The organism is Maricaulis sp. (assembly GCF_048270265.1).
Classification (GTDB): Bacteria; Pseudomonadota; Alphaproteobacteria; order Caulobacterales; family Maricaulaceae; genus Maricaulis.
Genome location: NZ_JBLWTD010000003.1, coordinates 20,496 through 36,937, shown reverse-complemented (window position 1 = coordinate 36,937; position 16,442 = coordinate 20,496). Strand labels below are relative to the sequence as shown.

Below are 16,442 nucleotides of genomic sequence, written 5' to 3'. Positions count from 1 at the left end.
ACCCGCCGTTCGCTTGTTTGGCCACAACAGGTCTGCGAGCGGAGCCGTGAATGGGGGATATGATTTCAATGGCTGCCGCGACCCGTCCGCCTCGAGTTCTGCTGGTTCACTACTGGCTTGTCGGGATGCGTGGCGGCGAGAAAGTACTGGAGGCCTTGTGCCGGATGTTTCCGGACGCCGACATTCTCACCCATGTCGTCGATCGCAACAGCCTGTCGCCACTCCTGAATCAACACCGCATCCTGACAACATCGATCAACCGGCTGCCCTGGTCGAAACGGCTTTACCAAAGCTATCTCCCCTTGATGCCGGAGGCGCTCGAGGCCTGCGATCTGACGGGCTACGACCTTGTTATATCCAGCGAATCCGGACCAGCCAAAGGCGTTATCGTACCGCCGGACACACCTCATCTATGCTATTGCCACTCCCCGATGCGTTATATCTGGGACCAGTACCACACCTACAAGGCGTCGGCCGGCGCCCTCGCGGGCCTCGCCATGCCCTACATCGCCCATCGCCTGCGTCAGTGGGACGTGACAAGCGCCGCGCGCGTGGACCATTTCGTCGCCAATTCGGAACATGTCGCCAACCGGGTGCAGAAGTACTGGCGCCGCGATGCGACAGTCATCCACCCCCCGGTCGAAGTGGCAGACTTCTCGCCAGTGGAGCCGCAGGAGCGCGGCGATTACTATCTCTGGCTCGGCGAGCTTGCGCCCTACAAGCGGCCCGACATCGCCGTCGACGCCTTCACCCGATCCGGTCGGCCCCTCAAACTGATCGGCGGCCCTGACAAGTCTGTCTCCCAACTGCAGAAGTCAGCTGGCAGCAATATCGAATTCCTCGGCAAGACCGACTTTGACACGCTCAAACACCATCTCGCGCACTGCAAGGCCCTGATCTTCCCCGGCGAAGAAGACTTCGGCATCGTACCGGTCGAAGCCCTGGCATCCGGCAGACCCGTCATCGGGTTCAATCGCGGCGGCATCCGCGACACGGTGACCGACGGCCAGACAGGCATTCTCTACGATGAAGCGACCGTCGACGGGTTGAATGCAGCCGTTTCCCGGTTCGAAAACAGCGGTCTCGACACCTGCGACAGCGCGGTCTTCACCGAGGCCGCAGCCAAATTCTCCCAGGACCGGTTCACCCGTGAAATGTGGTCGCTGATCAAGGCCATGCCACTGCCGCACGGCGTCGATTGGCAAGAATGCTGATCCAGGGGTCCAGATGGCTGATCGCCCGCATTCGCGCTCAACCGGTGCTCGTCGGGCGGGCCGTGCTCGTGCTGGCGATCAAACTCGGAGCGGCGGCGCTCTCCTATCTCATGTTCATCGCCATAGCCCGGGCGCTGGATGCCGAAGGATTCGGCGTTTTCGGAGTGGCGTTCTCCACGGCGACGCTGGGCGCTGTCGTGATCGGGTTTGGCCAGAAGGCCTATATCCTGCGGCGCGCGCCGGTCTTGTTGGCCGCACACAAGCCGGCTGCCGTCCGACGCCTGAACCTGCGCGCACTGCTGGTCTTTGCGATCCTGACACTGGCGATGGCAGGCCTCGGCCTCCTCGCCAACCCGTTCGGGGCTGTCGCCATGCCACCAAGCCTGTGGCTGTGGGTCACCGGCGCCGCCGGCCTGTTCGCACTGGCCGACTATCAACAAAGCGCTGCCCGGTCCGCCGGGGTCTTTTTTCGTGCCCTGACACCGCGGGATATCATCTGGCGGATAATCGCCATCGCGTTTGCTTTTGCAGGAGCGGGAGCATCCTGGATGTCGGTGGAAAACCTGTTCGCCGCGCTCGTCCTGTCGCTGGCTGCGCTCCTGCTGCTGCAATTGGCGCTGCTCCCGCCGCTGCAGCCCGGCCTCGGGACCCTGGAGCCAGAAGACCGCAATCGCGTTTGGCTTGCCGCATCATCGGGATTATGGGGCGTCGCCATCGTGCAGGCACTGATCCCGAACCTGTCGGTCCTGGCCTCCGGGCTCATCCTCGATGTCGACACGGCCGGCCGCCTCTTTGCGGCCCTGCGGACTGCCATGCTGCTGCAGATTTTCCAGATGGCCGCAAATCTTGTCATCGCGCCGTCCATTTCGCGACTGAAGGCAGAAAATGATCTGGCACGCCTGCAGAAGGAAAGCCGGCTGATCACGCTGCTCGCAGCCTTTCCCCTTCTCGCCCTGCTGCTCCTGTTTGCTCTCGCCGGTGGATGGGTCATGTCCATTTTTGGAGCGGAACATGCAGGCTCCGGCCCCATACTGCTGATCCTTGCGCTCGGCTTTTCGGTCAATGCCCTGTGCGGACCAACCGCGCAGATGATGGAGTCCCTTCATGATGAGCGCATGTTGTTCGTCATTCTGGCGGCGTCGGCACTGCTTTCGACCCTGCTGATTTTCGCGCTCGGAGATGCATTCGGTGTCATCGGCGTCGCCGTGGCCGTCTCCCTGCACAGCGTGTTCTGGAATCTCGCCGCCTATTTCCGGATCTGGCGCCGGCATGGCATTCGGGTGGGGTTGATCTGACCGGATGAGACGATGAAACCGAACTTTCTCTATCTGGGCGGTGACAAATGCGGCTCGACATGGCTGCACCGGATCCTGTCCCAGCACCCGGAGGTGGGCCTGCCGGCGTCCAAGGAACTCTTCTACTTCGACCGCTATTTTCAGCGGGGAACGGACTGGTACATGCGTCAGTTCGAGGGGCTGGAGGCGCCGAGGGTCGGTGAGATCTGCCATGACTATCTCTACAGCCCGCCGGCACTCGAACGGATTGCCGATTTCTTTGACGATGATGCGGTTTTTCTCGTCGTGCTTCGAAACCCCTATGTGCGGATGATCTCGCATCACCGCTATCTGCAACGCATCGGCAAAACGGCCCTGCCGCTGGACGGCGCGATCGACGGTCATGGCGGCCTCGTCTCGCACAGCCTCTATCTGCAGCCGGTGCAGCAGGCCATCGCGCTATTGGGCCGGGACAGGGTCAGATTCCTGAAATTCGAGGACCTCGCCAGCGACCCGGCCGGGTTTGGCCGCAAGCTGTCCGACGCCTTGGGGATACGCTTCATCCCGGAGCTTCCCTATGCCGATCGGGTTCTGGAAGGCAATGCCGCGCGATCGGGTCAGCTCGTTCGAATTCTGCGCCACGCCGGCTGGCGCCTGCGCGAACTCGGCCTCCAGAATGTCGTGAGCTCGATCAAGTCCAATCCGTTGGTGAATCGCGCCTTGTTCCAGCGGCAGACCGCGAGGAGCTCGCCGCTGGACGCCGGGGTGACGCCGCGCATTGCCGACCTCGCACGGCAGTTTCACGAACAGTCATCAGAACTGGAAGCGGCCTGCGATCTGGATTTGTCGGATTGGCGGGAAACCCTGGAACAGGTCACGTCCCCGGGCGGTCAATAGATCGCGGCCTCGACACACTTGACCGCCGTATGCGCCAGCCCCAGCACCGCGATCGCGATGAAATTCCGTCGCGTCAGCATCACCGCGAGCAACGGCAGAAAGAAGAAATAATACCGCGCATTCTGGAAGGCATGCGTGATCTCGGCCATGCCAATCACGGTGACCACGAAGGCGAAAACATAGTGGCGCACCTGGTAGAGCCGGCGCCGTGACTCCGGGTCGGCCGCGAGCACCGCCAGTACAATCATCGTGAAGACCGCATCGACATACCAGGCAAGGTCATGCCGGGTGAAGAAGTGCATGGACGAGAAGAAGACGACCAGGGTCTCGAGGGGGTTGTATTCCGGATTGACGACCGTGCGCGTCCAGTTGAACCGGTTCAGTTCGGGACCCAGGAAAGGAATCCTCTGGGCTATTCCCATATTCAGCAGATGGTTGATCGCCACCGCAAAGCCAAGGAAGAGAGACGGTGCCAGCCAGGTAAAGCGGAGCTTCTGCGCGGCGACAATCGACCTGAAAATGGCGATCACGAGAAAGTTGTTCTCACCCAGAAAAACGCCGATCGTGACGAGAGTCAAAATGATGACGAGATCGACCCGGATTCGACCATTCAATGCCAGCAGGCAGAACGGAAACACCAGGAACTCGATGTGAATCCGGCTGAAAAGAAATGTGGTCATTGGCCAGACCAGTGCCAGGAGCAGCGTGTTCTGGTCGACCAGGCGCAGCCTGTAGAAGACAAGGCTCAGCACAATGCAGATCGAGAAAATGAGCAGCCGGATCAGCGCCGTGGAAATCAGTCCGGCGGATTGGGTTCCGAAGAAAAACTCGTTGAATGCCCCGATATACTTGTATTCATCCGGCCGCAGCTCAGGCCCGATGAAGGCGGTCTGCAGTACCAGTTGAAGCAAGAGGCACAGCGCCGCGACGATGAAAACATCGTGGGTCCATTCCGGGCGAGGGGCGGGGGCTGGCTGATCCATGGAATCTTCTCTCCAGCCGTTGTGTGTCGAAATAGACTTAATGGGTAATTTACACGGGCTGGTTACACCCTGTCCTTCTCAAATGTCAGCGCGTGCGAAGGGGGGCGGAGGCGACAGGCTATGGTGGCAAACACCCCGTTTCATCCCGTGATCGCTGCAGTCATGTACAGCCCGAATCTGGGCGACGGGGCGATCGCGACCTGTATCGACCACGCCATCCGCCAGCAATTCACAGGCGTTGAACCTGGCTGGCTCGATCTCGCCGGACGAACGGAGTTTCCCCGGCAAGCCCCAAAGGGCCGACAGGCGGCCATCGACTTACTCGCACGCCTGCCTTCGCCGGTGGACCGGTTGATCGGCGAGCAGTTGATCCGGCACCAGGTCCGGTCACGACTCGCACCGCTCCTCGCCCGCGTCTTGCCGTCGGCGAGCGCGCTAGTGGTGGGTGGCGGGCAGCTCCTGTCAGATGTGCACATGAATTTCCCCGTGAAGCTCGCAGCCCTGGGCGCGCGGTCAGAGCAGCTGGAAATTCCGATGGTGATCCATGGGGTCGGGGTTGCACAGACGTGGCACCCGCGCGCCGCCGCATTGTTCGGGACGTTGCTCGGCAACCGGAAACTGGCCTCGGTCTGCGTCCGGGACGAAGCCTCCCGCGAAAACCTTCTGCGTCATGCCGGGGAACAGTTTGCCCCGCGCGGGCGGCTGGACATCCGGGTTGCCCCGGACCCCGCCTTCCTGGCCCGCGACGCATTCGACCTGCACGCGCCGGCCGCCACGACCGGCCGGATCGGGCTCGGCGTCACACACCCGTCGGCCCTGCAAGCGCACGGAGATGAGCCCGCCCCTTCGGCGCAAACCGTCATCAGCAATCTCGCAGCACTCGCCTCGAACCTCGTTGCAACCGGATTTCGGCCCGTCCTGTTCACCAATGGTGCCTTTGAAGACGAGGCCTTCCTGTCGATGCTGCGCGCCTCCGGAGCGTTGGCCGGGCTCGGCTCGGGATTTGAGGTCGCGGCGCGCGCATCCACCCCGGCGGACCTCGCCGGCCTGCTTGCCGGTTTCGATGGTGTCATTGCACATCGCCTGCATGCGAATATCCTGTCCTTCGCGCTGGGCGGTGTCCCGGTCGGCCTGGCCTGGGATGCCAAGATGCGTGGGTTTTTCGACATCATCGGGGAGCCCGGCCTCTTGCAGCCATCGGCCTGCCCGGACCCGGCAAAGGCGGTCGCGAGTTTGCAGGATGGAATGAGGCGGCGCGCCGAAATGGGACAGCGCGCCCGGGAGTTATCTGTAGCCGCCCGGGCGGGCGTGCTGGAGAGTCTGAATTGTGTGTGCTAGCCAAACGACATGCTAGGCGGCACCAAAGTGCCATATCGGGAGACGCAGAAATGCAACTGACATCGCTATTCCGCTTGATTTCTGTCCTCAGCGCCCTGGTCATCTGCGCCTGCGCGACCACGACCGCTGGGCCGGCCCCGGGCGCCCCCGCCGAGAGTATGATCGACTCCGTTGAATACCGCCTCGGCGCCGGCGACCAGCTCCGGATCATCGTGTTTGGCGAAGAGGACCTGTCGGGCGAATTCGTGGTCGATGGACGCGGTACCGTTTCCCTGCCCCTGATCGGCGAAATCCATGCAGGCGGGCTGACGGCGCGGGAATTCCAGCAAGCCTTCGCGGAAGAGCTTCGCGATGGCTATCTGAACGACCCGCGCGTCAGCGTCGAGGTGATCAATTTCCGCCCCTATTACATTCTGGGCGAGGTCGAGGCTGCGGGCGAATACCCCTTCTCGGACGGGCTAACGGTGATGAACGCCGTGGCGACTGCCGGTGGCTTTACCTATCGCGCCAATCGCCGGGTGGTTTTCATCCGCCGTGCCGGCAGCGACCGCGAGATCGAAGTCCCGCTTCTGGCCGTAACCGAGGTGCAGCCCGGCGATACGATCCGTATCGGCGAGCGTTTCTTCTAGGCAATCCGGCCGATCCGGTCCGGTTATCCTGGTGTTTGCCCTAATAACTCTCGGTCTGATCTGGCTGGCCGCCTTCGCCGCTCTCGGCGCCGACGGTGAAATGGCGAGCTATTTGTTCGGCGCCCCGCTGCTGCTGATTGGTGGATGGGTTGCCCTGCGCGACCGTGAGCTCGGTGTCGGCGCGCTCGGCTTGCTCGCCATGTTTGCGCTGTTTGTCGGCATGGCGGCGCTCCAGGGCCGCTGGTCCAGCGGCGCGCCGGAATTCGTGGCTCTCGGTGCCTGCCTTGGCGTCTTTCTGACTGCACGCGCCTTCGCCCGCCGTCAGCAAAACCCCGCCCGCATCTCCACAATCCTGATCTCCCTCTTCCTGCTCGCCGCGGCAGTGTCCTTCCTGGATCACGTCTGGTCTCCGGACCGGATATTCATGTTCGAACGGCCGTTTCATCTCGGGCGGCTATCTTCACCCTTCCTGTCCGCAAATACCGCCGCAACCTTCTTCGGGATCGGAGTGATCCTGACATTCGGACGGGTTGTCCGGGTGTCGACATCGTATACAGGGGAGGCCCGGTGGCGGCATTTGATCCTGCCAATCGCGACCGTCTTGCTCTGCCTGACCTGCCTGGTGCTGACCGCCTCGCGTGCCGGCATCCTGCTGGCGAGCGGCGCGTCGGCGGTGCTGCTTTGCTGGGAGCTTGTGCGCCGCTTCCGTCGCGGCGAGCACCGGTCGCTCTGGGTACTGACCGGCGCCAGCCTCGGCCTGGCCATGGCCGCGGGTTATGTCGCCCTGATCTCCGGAGAAACATTCGGGGTCCGTCTCGTCGATGGCGTCAGTGGTGTCGAAACGCGAACCGAGTTGTGGACAGCCTATGCCGGAGCGATCCGAGACCAGCTCTGGTTCGGCGCCGGACCGGGCGGGTTCGAATACGTAAATGCGATTTCCGCCGACGCCCGGAATGCATCGACCCTCGTCTTCCAGCGCGCCGCCCACAATGTCCTGCTGCAATGGCTCGTCCAGACCGGGTTGGCGGGATTGGCGGCGCTGGCCTGGTTCTGGATCGGTGCGGGCCGAAGGGTTCTGGGCGGCCTGCGCCGTGCCGGACAAGCGCGTTGGCTCATCAGGACGCTGATCTGCGTCGGCATCTTCGTGTTCGCCCATAGCCTTGTCGACTATGGACTGGAAATTCCTGCAATGGCCTGGCTCGTCGCCTGGTTGACGGGGCTGGCCTGCGGCCTGTCCCCCGCCCGGAGCGGACCCGGCAGTCGCTGGATCCGGATTGCGGTCGCCGGCGCGATGGTGCTGCTGGCAGGCTGGGCACTGTTTGGATTCTCGGACACGCTGACCGCGACCCGCGTCCGCTCAGCCTCCGGCGCCGCAGCGACCGCGATCCTGTCGGCCCCGCTTCCCGACCGTGCCAGCCTGTCCGTGGCGCGGGCGCACTCGGATCTCGCCCTGCGCTCTACGCCGGCCAATCCACAGCACGCCCGTGAAGCGCTGAGCCGTGTACTGAGCCTGGAACCGCGCGATGGCCGAACGGAAGCGCGGCTCGCCTACGCACTGTTTCTGTCCGGAGACAGTGAGGCCGCAGCCAGCCATCTCGGCCGGAGCTATCAGCTCTGGCCCTACGCACATCCGGATTTTCGCACCTGGCGGCTCGAGCTGGCCGCGGGGCTCTGGAACCGCCTGCCGGACCAGGAACGCTCGGCAGCCCTCCGGGAATTGCGGCAGGTTCGCCCGGAGTGGCGCCGGACCTGGCTGGACCAGACTCATGCCTGCGAGCTGGGTGAGCTTCCGGCATGCATTGGCCTGTCGAACGATTGACTCGATTTGGCCTCGACTCTGCCGCCTCTTCTCCCTAGGCTTCCAGCCGCTCAGTAGGCCCGTTTGCTTTACTCTGATCGGGTAGTGCTGTATTATGCACCTAATAAGAGTGGGGGCTCGGGTTCCGTGAAAAAATTACGTTCTTTGTTTGCTGTAACGGCCCTGGCCGGCGTGCTGCTTGGCGCCCCGGCCCAGGCATGGGTGCAAGATACAATTGCCGGCGGCGAAGAGACCGCGCCATCCATTGAAGCGCGGGCACTGGCGGACCAACTGCTCGCTGTATTGCTGGCAACCGGCGCGGATGCCGATGCGGCCACACTTGAGGTCGCACTGATCAACGCATTGATCGCCGCCGACCAGAGCTCCGATATCGAAGCTGAGGCCCTGCGCCTTGTAAGTGCCGAGACCGGAATTGCCACCTTCCGTGCGGCAGCTGATGCCGTGCTGGCGCGTCTGCCGGATACGGTAGACGGTTTTGTGGCAACGGCAGAATTCACGGGTGGTCTGCCGGCCGGCGTCGGCGACCTGGTTCTGCCGGGAACGCCGCCTGAAACGCGCGGCGGCGGCTCGGACTACTAAGTACAATTGCACGGCAGAAAAGCCGGCAGGTGGGGGACGGACATGCGGGGAATACCAATCCTGATAGCGGCGCTGGCTATTCTGCCGACGCTGCCCAGTGGCGCGGCTTGGGCGCAGAACCAGGGCGAATACTTCCAGCGCGACCGGAACACCTCGGTTCTGGAGCGGCCTCGCAATGAGTTCATCGCACCACCCGCTCAACATGGCGCCTTCTTTGTGAAGGCCGAAGCCGAGCTTGGTGTCAGCCTCGACAACAATATTTATGCGACCACGACCAATACCGAGTCCGATGTCGTGGCTTCGTTTCAACCTTCCTTCGAAGCTGAAAGCACCTGGTCACGCCATGCGCTGTCAGCCAGCGCCTCGGCAATCCGTCGCGAATATCTCGATTTCACATCCGAGAGCGTGTGGAACGCCGAAGTGGGCGTCTCTGGCCGTGCTGATATCCAGCGTGGTTTCTTCCTCGACGGCGCCGCCTCAATGGCAATGTTGACCGAGAACCGTTCGAGCGCCGGCGCCGCACTACTGGCCGCCGAACCGATCGAATATGACACCGCCAATTTTTCGGCTGGCGCGACCTACACCACCGGACGCGTGCGTATAAACGGCGCTGTGAGCGCCGAGAGTCATGATTACGACGACGCCAGGCTTATTGCCGGTGGCGTCGCCGATCAGGACTTCCGCGATTACACCGAAACCGCGATCAGCGCCCGGGTCGATGGGGCCGTAAGCCCTGCTGTAGCGGTCTTCGCTCGCGCATCCCAGAACCAGCGGAACTATGACGCACCGGCTGCCGGCAGCCCCAACCGCGACTCCGACGGTTATGTCGTTGAAATGGGTGTCGACTTCGACATTGGCGGCACAGCTCGCGGTTCCATTGCGGCGGGTGTCCTGAAACAGTCCTATGACGACGCAGTCTTCACCGACATCGATGGCGCGAGCGTCAACGCGCAGGTCGAATGGTTCCCGACCGCGCTGACGACGATCGAGGTTTCAGCGACCCGTGCACCTCGCGAATCCGCCATCACGGCCAGCGCCGGCTACACCGAAACCCAGATCTCGGGACGCGTGGATCATGAGCTTTTGCGGAACCTGATCCTCTCCGCCCGCGTTTCATTCGGCGATGACGAGTATTCCGGCATCGACCGCACCGATGAGCGTTTTGAAGCCATGGCGTCGGCCTCCTGGTTGATGAATCGCCGCGTCGGTGTGCAAGCGTCCTTCACCCATCTTGACGTAGAGTCCTCCGGCGCCGCGGCGCGGGGAGATTTCGACAATAATATTGCCCGGATTTCTGTCAGCCTGCGCATGTAGTTCTTCAGAGAATGGCCTCATTCGTGCATGTGAAAATCCAGAACCCGCACATGACGAAGGTGCCACATGGCAAGACTGGAAATTGAGGAATTCGACCGTCACAATCCGGAAACCCCCGGCAGTGACGTCGCCGATCTTCGGCTCATTCTCGTCATTCTGCGCCGTCGGATGTGGAGCATGCTATTCGTCGCCGTGCTGATCTTCAGCGCGGTCACGCTCTACACCCTGCAGCAAACACCCCTCTATACAGCGAGCGCCCGCCTCCTGATCGACTCGCGGGAATCGCGCGTCGTCGACTTCGAAGCCGTGCTGTCCGGCCTGCCACCCAATTCGGCGGCAATCGACACCGAGGTGGAGGTCCTGCGCAGCCGCTCCCTGGCACAGGCCGTGGTTTCACGGACCGGTCTGACAACGATCCCCGAATTCAATACCGCGCTTCAGGACGAAAACTGGCGCGACCGGCTCCTGCGCCAGCTCGCCGCCCTTGGCGGGGCGGTACTTGCGAACCGCACCCACACACCCAACGGCGAGGAAACGCCGGAAATGGTGATGGACCGGGTCGCGGAGGAATTGCTCGAGCATAGTTCGGCACGCCGTCTCGGCAGCACGTTCGTGATTGAAGTCTCGGCCACTTCGCAGAGCCCGGAGCTCGCCCAGGAAATGGCCAATGCCTATGCCGAGGAGTATCTGCTGGCGCAACTCGAGGCCAAGTTCAGCGCGACCGAACGCGCCAATGGATGGTTGTTCGAGCGCGTTGCGGCGCTGCGCGAAGAGGTCCAGGCGGCGGAGCAGGCGGTGGCCCGATACCGGGATGAACACGGCTTGCTGGACGCCGAAGGCGCGACGCTTACCGAACAACAGATTTCCGATACCAACGCCCAGCTGATCGTCCAGCGGGCGGAATTGACGGAAGCGCGGGCACGCCTGCGCAATGTCCGCTCAAGGCTGGACCAGGGCGTCGGGCCGGAATCGATTGCCGAAGTCCTGAACTCCGAGGTCGTTCGCGAGCTGCGCTCCCAGGAAGCCATGGTGAGCCGTCAGCGCGGTGAGCTGATGTCGCGGTACGGGGCCCGCCACCCGGAGATCCAGACTGTCGAGCGCGAACTGGCGGACATCCGCGTTCAGATCGACCAGGAAATCAATCGCATCGTGAGCAATCTCGAGAGCGAAGTGAATATCGCGGCCGAGCGTGCCAATTCGCTGGCTGCCAGCCTCCAGGATCTGCGGAGCGAGCTGGGGACCAACAATGCAGCCCTGGTCAATCTGCGCGCTCTGGAGCGCGAGGCGAACGCCAGCCGCGCGATGTTCGAATCCTTCCTCAACCGTTTCCGCCAGACCGATGAGGCCGACCAGTTCAACGAGGCCGATGCGCGCATCGTCGCCAATGCCACCCTGCCCCTCGAAGCCAGCTCCCCGCGCCTTGTCCTGAACTTCGCGCTTGGCCTGGCGCTCGCCGGTCTGGGCGCCATCCTGGCTGCACTGTTGCGCGAGATCCTGGAATCCGGGCTGAGAACGGAAGCGGAAGTCGAACGCAAACTGGGCGTGCCACACATCGCATCCGTGCCGAAACTGAAGCCCGGCTTCGTCGAGGGCCTGCGGGGCAGACGGCCGGACCCGGGACAATACGTCCTGAACAAGCCGCTCTCGAGCATCGCCGAAAGCTACCGCACGCTGAGATCCGGCCTCAAGGTCGCCGGTCTCGACAAACCTCTGACCGTCGTCGCCGTAACCTCGGCATTGCCTGGGGAAGGCAAGACCACAACCACGATTGCCCTCGGCCGCATCGCGGCCCAGGCTGCCGACCGCGTGCTCGCGATCGACTGCGACTTGCGCCGCCGCGGCCTCAGCATGGGCCTGGCCCCGGATGCTGCGACCGGAATGCTGGAAGTGCTCGCGAGCGAATCCAGCCTCGAGGACGCCATCGTTGTCGATGAGCAATCAGGACTACATGTCCTGCCGCTCACAGTCCGCTCCTTCTCACCCAAGGACCTGTTCCGCTCGGAAGCCTTCAAGGCGCTGCTTGAACGTGTCCGTGGCCAGTACGACCTGATCCTTCTGGATACCGCACCGGTCATGGCTGTCGCGGATACCCGCGCGATCGCAGGCCTGGTCGACGGCATGATCTTTTCAGTGGAATGGGGCCGGAGCCCTGTGGGTGCGGCCCGTCTTTCGATCGACGCGCTAACCCGTGCCAAGGGCAATATCGTGGGTGTTGTTCTCAACGGCGTCGATATCAATCGGCAGGCGCGATACGGCTATGGGGCCTATTACACTTACTATGGGTCATATCAGAAATATTACACAAATTAACTTTTAGGGCTTGCCCCGGGCGCGATTATGGCCCCCAATTTGCGGAACTACCGTAAATTGTCCTGAATTGAAGCGGGCAAACGGATAGTGAAGGCCTGCAAGGGCTTGGGGGATGGTATGTTGTTTGACACCCGGTATGAGCGGAGCTTTTCCGACGTGGGAACTCCGCCCGCGGCGACGGAAATCGGGAGCTCTGGGGCGAGCTCAAAGGTTAAGCGGTTCGCTGACATTTTACTGTCTGTTCTGCTCGTGATTCCGGTCGGTCTCGTGCTCGGTGTTATCGCGTTGACCATCCTGGTCTTCGACCGCCAGCCCGTTTTCTACGTCCAGACCCGTGTCGGACGTTGGGGCCTTCCCTTCCAGTGCCTGAAGATTCGCACCATGCGGATCGATGCGGACGAACTGCTCGAACAAATTCTCGCTGATGACCCGGCGGCAGCGCAGGAGTGGCGTGAGCACCAGAAGCTCCGCAATGATCCGCGCGTCACCCCGATCGGCCGCTTCCTGCGCAAGACCAGTCTCGATGAACTGCCGCAACTGCTCAATGTGCTACGAGGGGACATGTCTCTGGTCGGCCCGCGCCCGATCATTGAATCCGAGGTTGAGCGCTATGGTTCGGACATTGCCTATTACCACGCGGTCCGGCCGGGCGTGACGGGCCTGTGGCAGGTCTCGGGCCGCAGCAAGACCAGCTATTCCCGCCGGGTCGCCCTGGACCGGGAATATGTCGAGACCCGCTCCCTGGCCCTCGACCTTTCGATCCTGATCCGTACCGGCTGGGTCGTCCTCACCGGCCAGGGTTCCGCCTGAACTATTCCTCGCGGAAGGCCCGCGCCAGCCGGTCAGTCATCGGCCTCAAGAGATAATCAATCGCCGAACGCGATCCGGACGTGATGAAGACCTCGACCGGCATGCCCGGAACGATCTCGATGTCCGGGCCATCCCCTTCCATGGCAATGAGCGCCAGGTAATAGGGCATCCCCGTTTCAGCTTCCACCAGCCTGTCGGCCGAAATGGTCAACACCGAACCGGGCCATTCCGGGGTCTGACGCCCCTGGAAGGTCGAAAACCGGATGCGGGCCGGCGCGCCCGGTGCGATACGGTCGATCTGGGTGGGCGGGATTTTCGCGGAGATCACCAGAGGCTGGTTTTCCGGCGACACCTGCATCAGCGGCACCCCAGGCCGAACCACACCGCCCAGCGTATGGACGTCGAGCCCCAGGACATAGCCGGACCGCGGCGAGGTGACCTCGGTGCGCTCCAGGGCGTCAGCGACGGCAACGCGCCGCTCCCGCAATTCTGCAATCTGCGCCCCGACATCCGCTTCATCGGCGGCAACTTCCTCGATGAAGGAATTGTAGAGTTGCGCGATTTCCACTTCGGTCTGACCGATCGCTGATTGAGTGCCCGCGATATCGGCAATCCGGGAGCCCCGGGAGCCGCGCAACGCCTCCGCATCCCGCTCGAGGGCAAGAACACGCGTCCGGGGCGTCAGTCCGCGCTCATACAGGGAGCGCAACCCGACCAGCTCTTCCTCAATGAGTTCGAGCTGGCGCGTCTCGGAATCATATTGCGCCTGCAGACCGGAAATGCGCTCATGATACTGGCCGATCCGGTTTCGCATCACCTCGATCTCGGTCTGGCGGGTGTCACGCCGGGTGGTGAAGACCGCGCGCTGGGCGGCGATTATGTTCTCGCTGTCCTCGGACACCGTAATGGTCCGGAAATAGCGATCGAAATCGATTTCTTCGAGGCCCTCGCGCTCTGCGGCCAGGCGCGCACGGCGGGCTGTCAACTCGGTCAGTCGCGCCTCGATCTGGGCCATCTCGGCACGCGGTCCGGTATCGTCAAGCCGGATCAGGATGTCGCCTTCCGCCACCCGGTCACCTTCGCTGACCAGGATTTCCGAAATGATCCCGCCCTCAAGGTGCTGGATGGACTGCACTTCGGTTTGTCCGCGAATTTCTCCCGGCGCGATGACAGCGCTTGAAATCGGCGCGAGGACCGACCAGCCGATCAGCCCCCCGAATACGCTGAGGATAATGGCGTAACCCAGCCGGTTGGCGTTGCGGATGCGCACATCGCCGTCCATCCCGGCCTTTGCGGTAGCCCCGTCAACCATGCTGTTTTTCCTTGCTCGCTTCTGCCAGGCCGGCAAGCACTTCGTCACGGGGGCCGAAGCCTCTGACCTGCCCGTCGGCCAGCACCAGAACCTTGTTGCACGAACTGAGAATGCTTGGACGGTGTGCAATCACGACCGTCGTCACCCGGCTGGCCCGAAGGTCCAGCATCGCCTTCAGGAGCGCATCCTCGCCTTCCTTGTCGAGATTGGAATTCGGCTCGTCGAGCACGACAAGCACCGGGTTGCCGTACAGGGCCCGGGCCAGACCGACGCGTTGGCGCTGCCCGGCCGAGAGATTGCGCCCCCCCTCCCCGACATTGGTGTCATACCCGTCGGCCAGTCTCAGGATCAGGTCGTGGGCACCGGCCTTGCGGGCCGCCTCGACGATCGACTTCGAGTCCGCACCAGGCCGGAAACGGCTGATATTGTCTGCAACAGTGCCCGGCAGGAGATCCACGGTCTGGGACAGATAGCCAAGCTGCGGACCGAGCTCGTCCCGGCGCCAGTCCTCGAGCGAAGCGCCGTCGAGACGTACCGCCCCGCTGACCGGTGTCCACAAGCCCAACAGGACCTTGGCGAGCGTCGACTTGCCCCCGCCCGAAGGCCCGATCACGCCAAGCCCGTCGCCCGGCTCCAGTCTGAGACTGACGCCCTTGAGAATATGGATCTTGCCAGCCGGCGGGGAGGCGAAAACCTTTTCCACGCTCAGCACACCGGTTGCCGGCGGAAGTGACATCTTTTTCTGGGGAACCTGCGCCAGCTCGAGCAATTCGCTCAGGCGCCTGTAGGACTGGAGCGCCATCATCGCCGGCCGCCATTGCCCGATGCCCTGTTCGATCGGCGCCAGGGCCCGTCCGAGCAGGATCGAGCCCGCAATCATCATCCCCGGTGTGATTTCACCCTGCACCGCCAGCCAGGCCCCAAGTCCAAGGACCGCTGATTGCAGTCCGACGCGAAGTGCCTTGGTCGTCGAGCTGTAGTGGGCAATGCTCTCGCTGGCCTGACTGTTCAGATCGAGCGACTTGTCATTGCGTTCGAGCCAGCGCCGCTCGAGTTCGCTGCGCATGCCCATCGCCTCGATCGATTCCAGGCTGGAGAAGGCGGCATCGGCCGTGAGATCGGCCGCGGCAGAAGCCTGGCCGGCATCTTTCAACTGGCCCCGCGAACGGGCCTGGTTGCCGAGTGCGAGCCCCGCCAGAACAAGGATCGATGCAATACAGAACACCCCGAGGATCGGGTGGATCAACGCCATGACCACGATGAAAAGCGGCGACCATGGAAGATCGAAGATCACGCCCGGAGCCGGGCTGGAAAGGAAATTCCGCAGGGTGCGCATATCCTGCAGGGCCTGATTGGACCGGCTTCCTGCAGCGAGATTGGCGCGCATCACGGCGTCAATCAGGCGGGGCCCCATTTTGCGTTCGGCGGCCGTCGCGATGCGGCTGAAGAGCGCCGAGCGTACAAATTCAAGGCCGCCATAGGCGACATACATCACGGCTGCGAGCACCGACACCGCCAACAGGGTGTCGATCGATTGCGATGCGAGAACGCGATCATACACTTGCAGCATGTAGATCGGTCCGGTCAGGACGAGCAGGTTGAGGCCAAGCGAGAAGATCGTCAGATTGACGATACTGCCGCGCGCGGCGCCGAGGGCACTCTTGACGATCTCATTGTCCCGGATTTCTGATCGGGATCCGGGCGCCGGTGACGGTGCCGATTTGCTGGACATTTCAGGCTGGCCCTTCGCTTTCAGCGCCGATATCGCGCTTGGGGCGAAGTGCGTCGTCCGCCCTGCCCCCATGGCGTGTGTGATGCTTCATCCCACTGAGCAGCAATAACATTGTAACCACGTTAACGTTGATTCCGGTTGTGTCCCAGCCCTGATGTGCTTAAGCTTTCCTTAACTTGCGCAACGTGCTTGGCATGACCCGCCGGGCGCCGACACTCCGCCAATTGCGGG

Annotated in this window: 13 protein-coding genes; 10 read left to right on the top strand and 3 right to left on the bottom strand. The window is 62.9% G+C overall.

The genetic code is table 11. The features are described 5' to 3' along the window. Positions 1-68: 68 nt before the first annotated feature. Genes ACN0YF_RS02525 through ACN0YF_RS02515 form a run of 3 tightly spaced genes read left to right on the top strand, consistent with a single transcriptional unit; the run spans position 69 to position 3,385 of the window. The gene (locus ACN0YF_RS02525; protein WP_417493218.1) at positions 69-1,214 is read left to right on the top strand and encodes a glycosyltransferase; all 1,146 of its coding nucleotides are present in this window, start codon (positions 69-71) and stop codon (positions 1,212-1,214) included. Beyond that, a complete protein-coding gene (locus tag ACN0YF_RS02520; protein ID WP_417493217.1) occupies positions 1,208-2,509 on the top strand; it encodes a lipopolysaccharide biosynthesis protein in 1,302 nt (433 codons plus the stop codon). The genes ACN0YF_RS02525 and ACN0YF_RS02520 overlap by 7 nt, the downstream gene beginning before the upstream one ends. Positions 2,510-2,521: 12 nt before the next feature. Further along, positions 2,522-3,385, top strand: coding sequence for a sulfotransferase family protein (locus ACN0YF_RS02515; RefSeq protein ID WP_417493216.1), 864 nt, complete (start codon positions 2,522-2,524; stop codon positions 3,383-3,385). Here the strand turns inward: ACN0YF_RS02515 and ACN0YF_RS02510 are convergent. Continuing rightward, positions 3,379-4,368 carry a hypothetical protein gene (locus ACN0YF_RS02510; protein WP_417493214.1) on the bottom strand — a complete coding sequence of 330 codons (990 nt, stop codon included), beginning with the start codon at positions 4,366-4,368 and terminating at the stop codon, positions 3,379-3,381. The two genes, ACN0YF_RS02515 and ACN0YF_RS02510, sit on opposite strands and share 7 nt — an antisense overlap. A 120-nt stretch (positions 4,369-4,488) precedes the next feature. On the opposite strand from ACN0YF_RS02510, the gene ACN0YF_RS02505 reads away from it, so the two are divergent. The 7 genes from ACN0YF_RS02505 (at position 4,489) to ACN0YF_RS02475 (ending at position 13,167) form a co-directional block, all read left to right on the top strand. Then, positions 4,489-5,706: a polysaccharide pyruvyl transferase family protein gene (locus tag ACN0YF_RS02505; protein WP_417493212.1), complete on the top strand. Its 1,218-nt coding sequence runs from the start codon at positions 4,489-4,491 to the stop codon at positions 5,704-5,706. A gap of 158 nt (positions 5,707-5,864) precedes the next feature. Beyond that, positions 5,865-6,335 carry a polysaccharide biosynthesis/export family protein gene (locus ACN0YF_RS02500; RefSeq protein ID WP_417493211.1) on the top strand — a complete coding sequence of 157 codons (471 nt, stop codon included), beginning with the start codon at positions 5,865-5,867 and terminating at the stop codon, positions 6,333-6,335. 31 nt (positions 6,336-6,366) lie between these two features. After that, positions 6,367-8,154 (top strand): O-antigen ligase family protein, encoded by a 1,788-nt coding sequence (locus ACN0YF_RS02495; protein WP_417493210.1) that lies wholly within the window; start codon positions 6,367-6,369, stop codon positions 8,152-8,154. Between the two features lie 126 nt (positions 8,155-8,280). Then, complete coding sequence (locus tag ACN0YF_RS02490) at positions 8,281-8,733, top strand: hypothetical protein (RefSeq protein WP_417493209.1); 453 nt, start codon at positions 8,281-8,283, stop codon at positions 8,731-8,733. 42 nt (positions 8,734-8,775) lie between these two features. Further along, positions 8,776-10,047 carry an outer membrane beta-barrel protein gene (locus ACN0YF_RS02485; protein WP_417493208.1) on the top strand — a complete coding sequence of 424 codons (1,272 nt, stop codon included), beginning with the start codon at positions 8,776-8,778 and terminating at the stop codon, positions 10,045-10,047. Between the two features lie 66 nt (positions 10,048-10,113). Beyond that, on the top strand, positions 10,114-12,357 hold the full coding sequence (locus tag ACN0YF_RS02480; protein ID WP_417493207.1) for a polysaccharide biosynthesis tyrosine autokinase: 2,244 nt from the start codon (positions 10,114-10,116) through the stop codon (positions 12,355-12,357). 117 nt (positions 12,358-12,474) lie between these two features. Continuing rightward, a complete protein-coding gene (locus tag ACN0YF_RS02475; protein WP_417493206.1) occupies positions 12,475-13,167 on the top strand; it encodes a sugar transferase in 693 nt (230 codons plus the stop codon). Position 13,168: 1 nt separating this feature from the next. Here ACN0YF_RS02475 and ACN0YF_RS02470 read toward each other — a convergent pair whose 3' ends face one another. Both ACN0YF_RS02470 and ACN0YF_RS02465 read right to left on the bottom strand, forming a co-directional pair. Next, on the bottom strand, positions 13,169-14,479 hold the full coding sequence (locus ACN0YF_RS02470) for an HlyD family type I secretion periplasmic adaptor subunit (protein ID WP_417493205.1): 1,311 nt from the start codon (positions 14,477-14,479) through the stop codon (positions 13,169-13,171). After that, positions 14,472-16,211, bottom strand: a complete 1,740-nt coding sequence (locus ACN0YF_RS02465; protein ID WP_417493204.1) for a type I secretion system permease/ATPase — start codon at positions 16,209-16,211, stop codon at positions 14,472-14,474. Before ACN0YF_RS02465 ends, ACN0YF_RS02470 begins: the two co-directional genes overlap by 8 nt. Between the last annotated feature and the right edge of the window lie 231 nt (positions 16,212-16,442).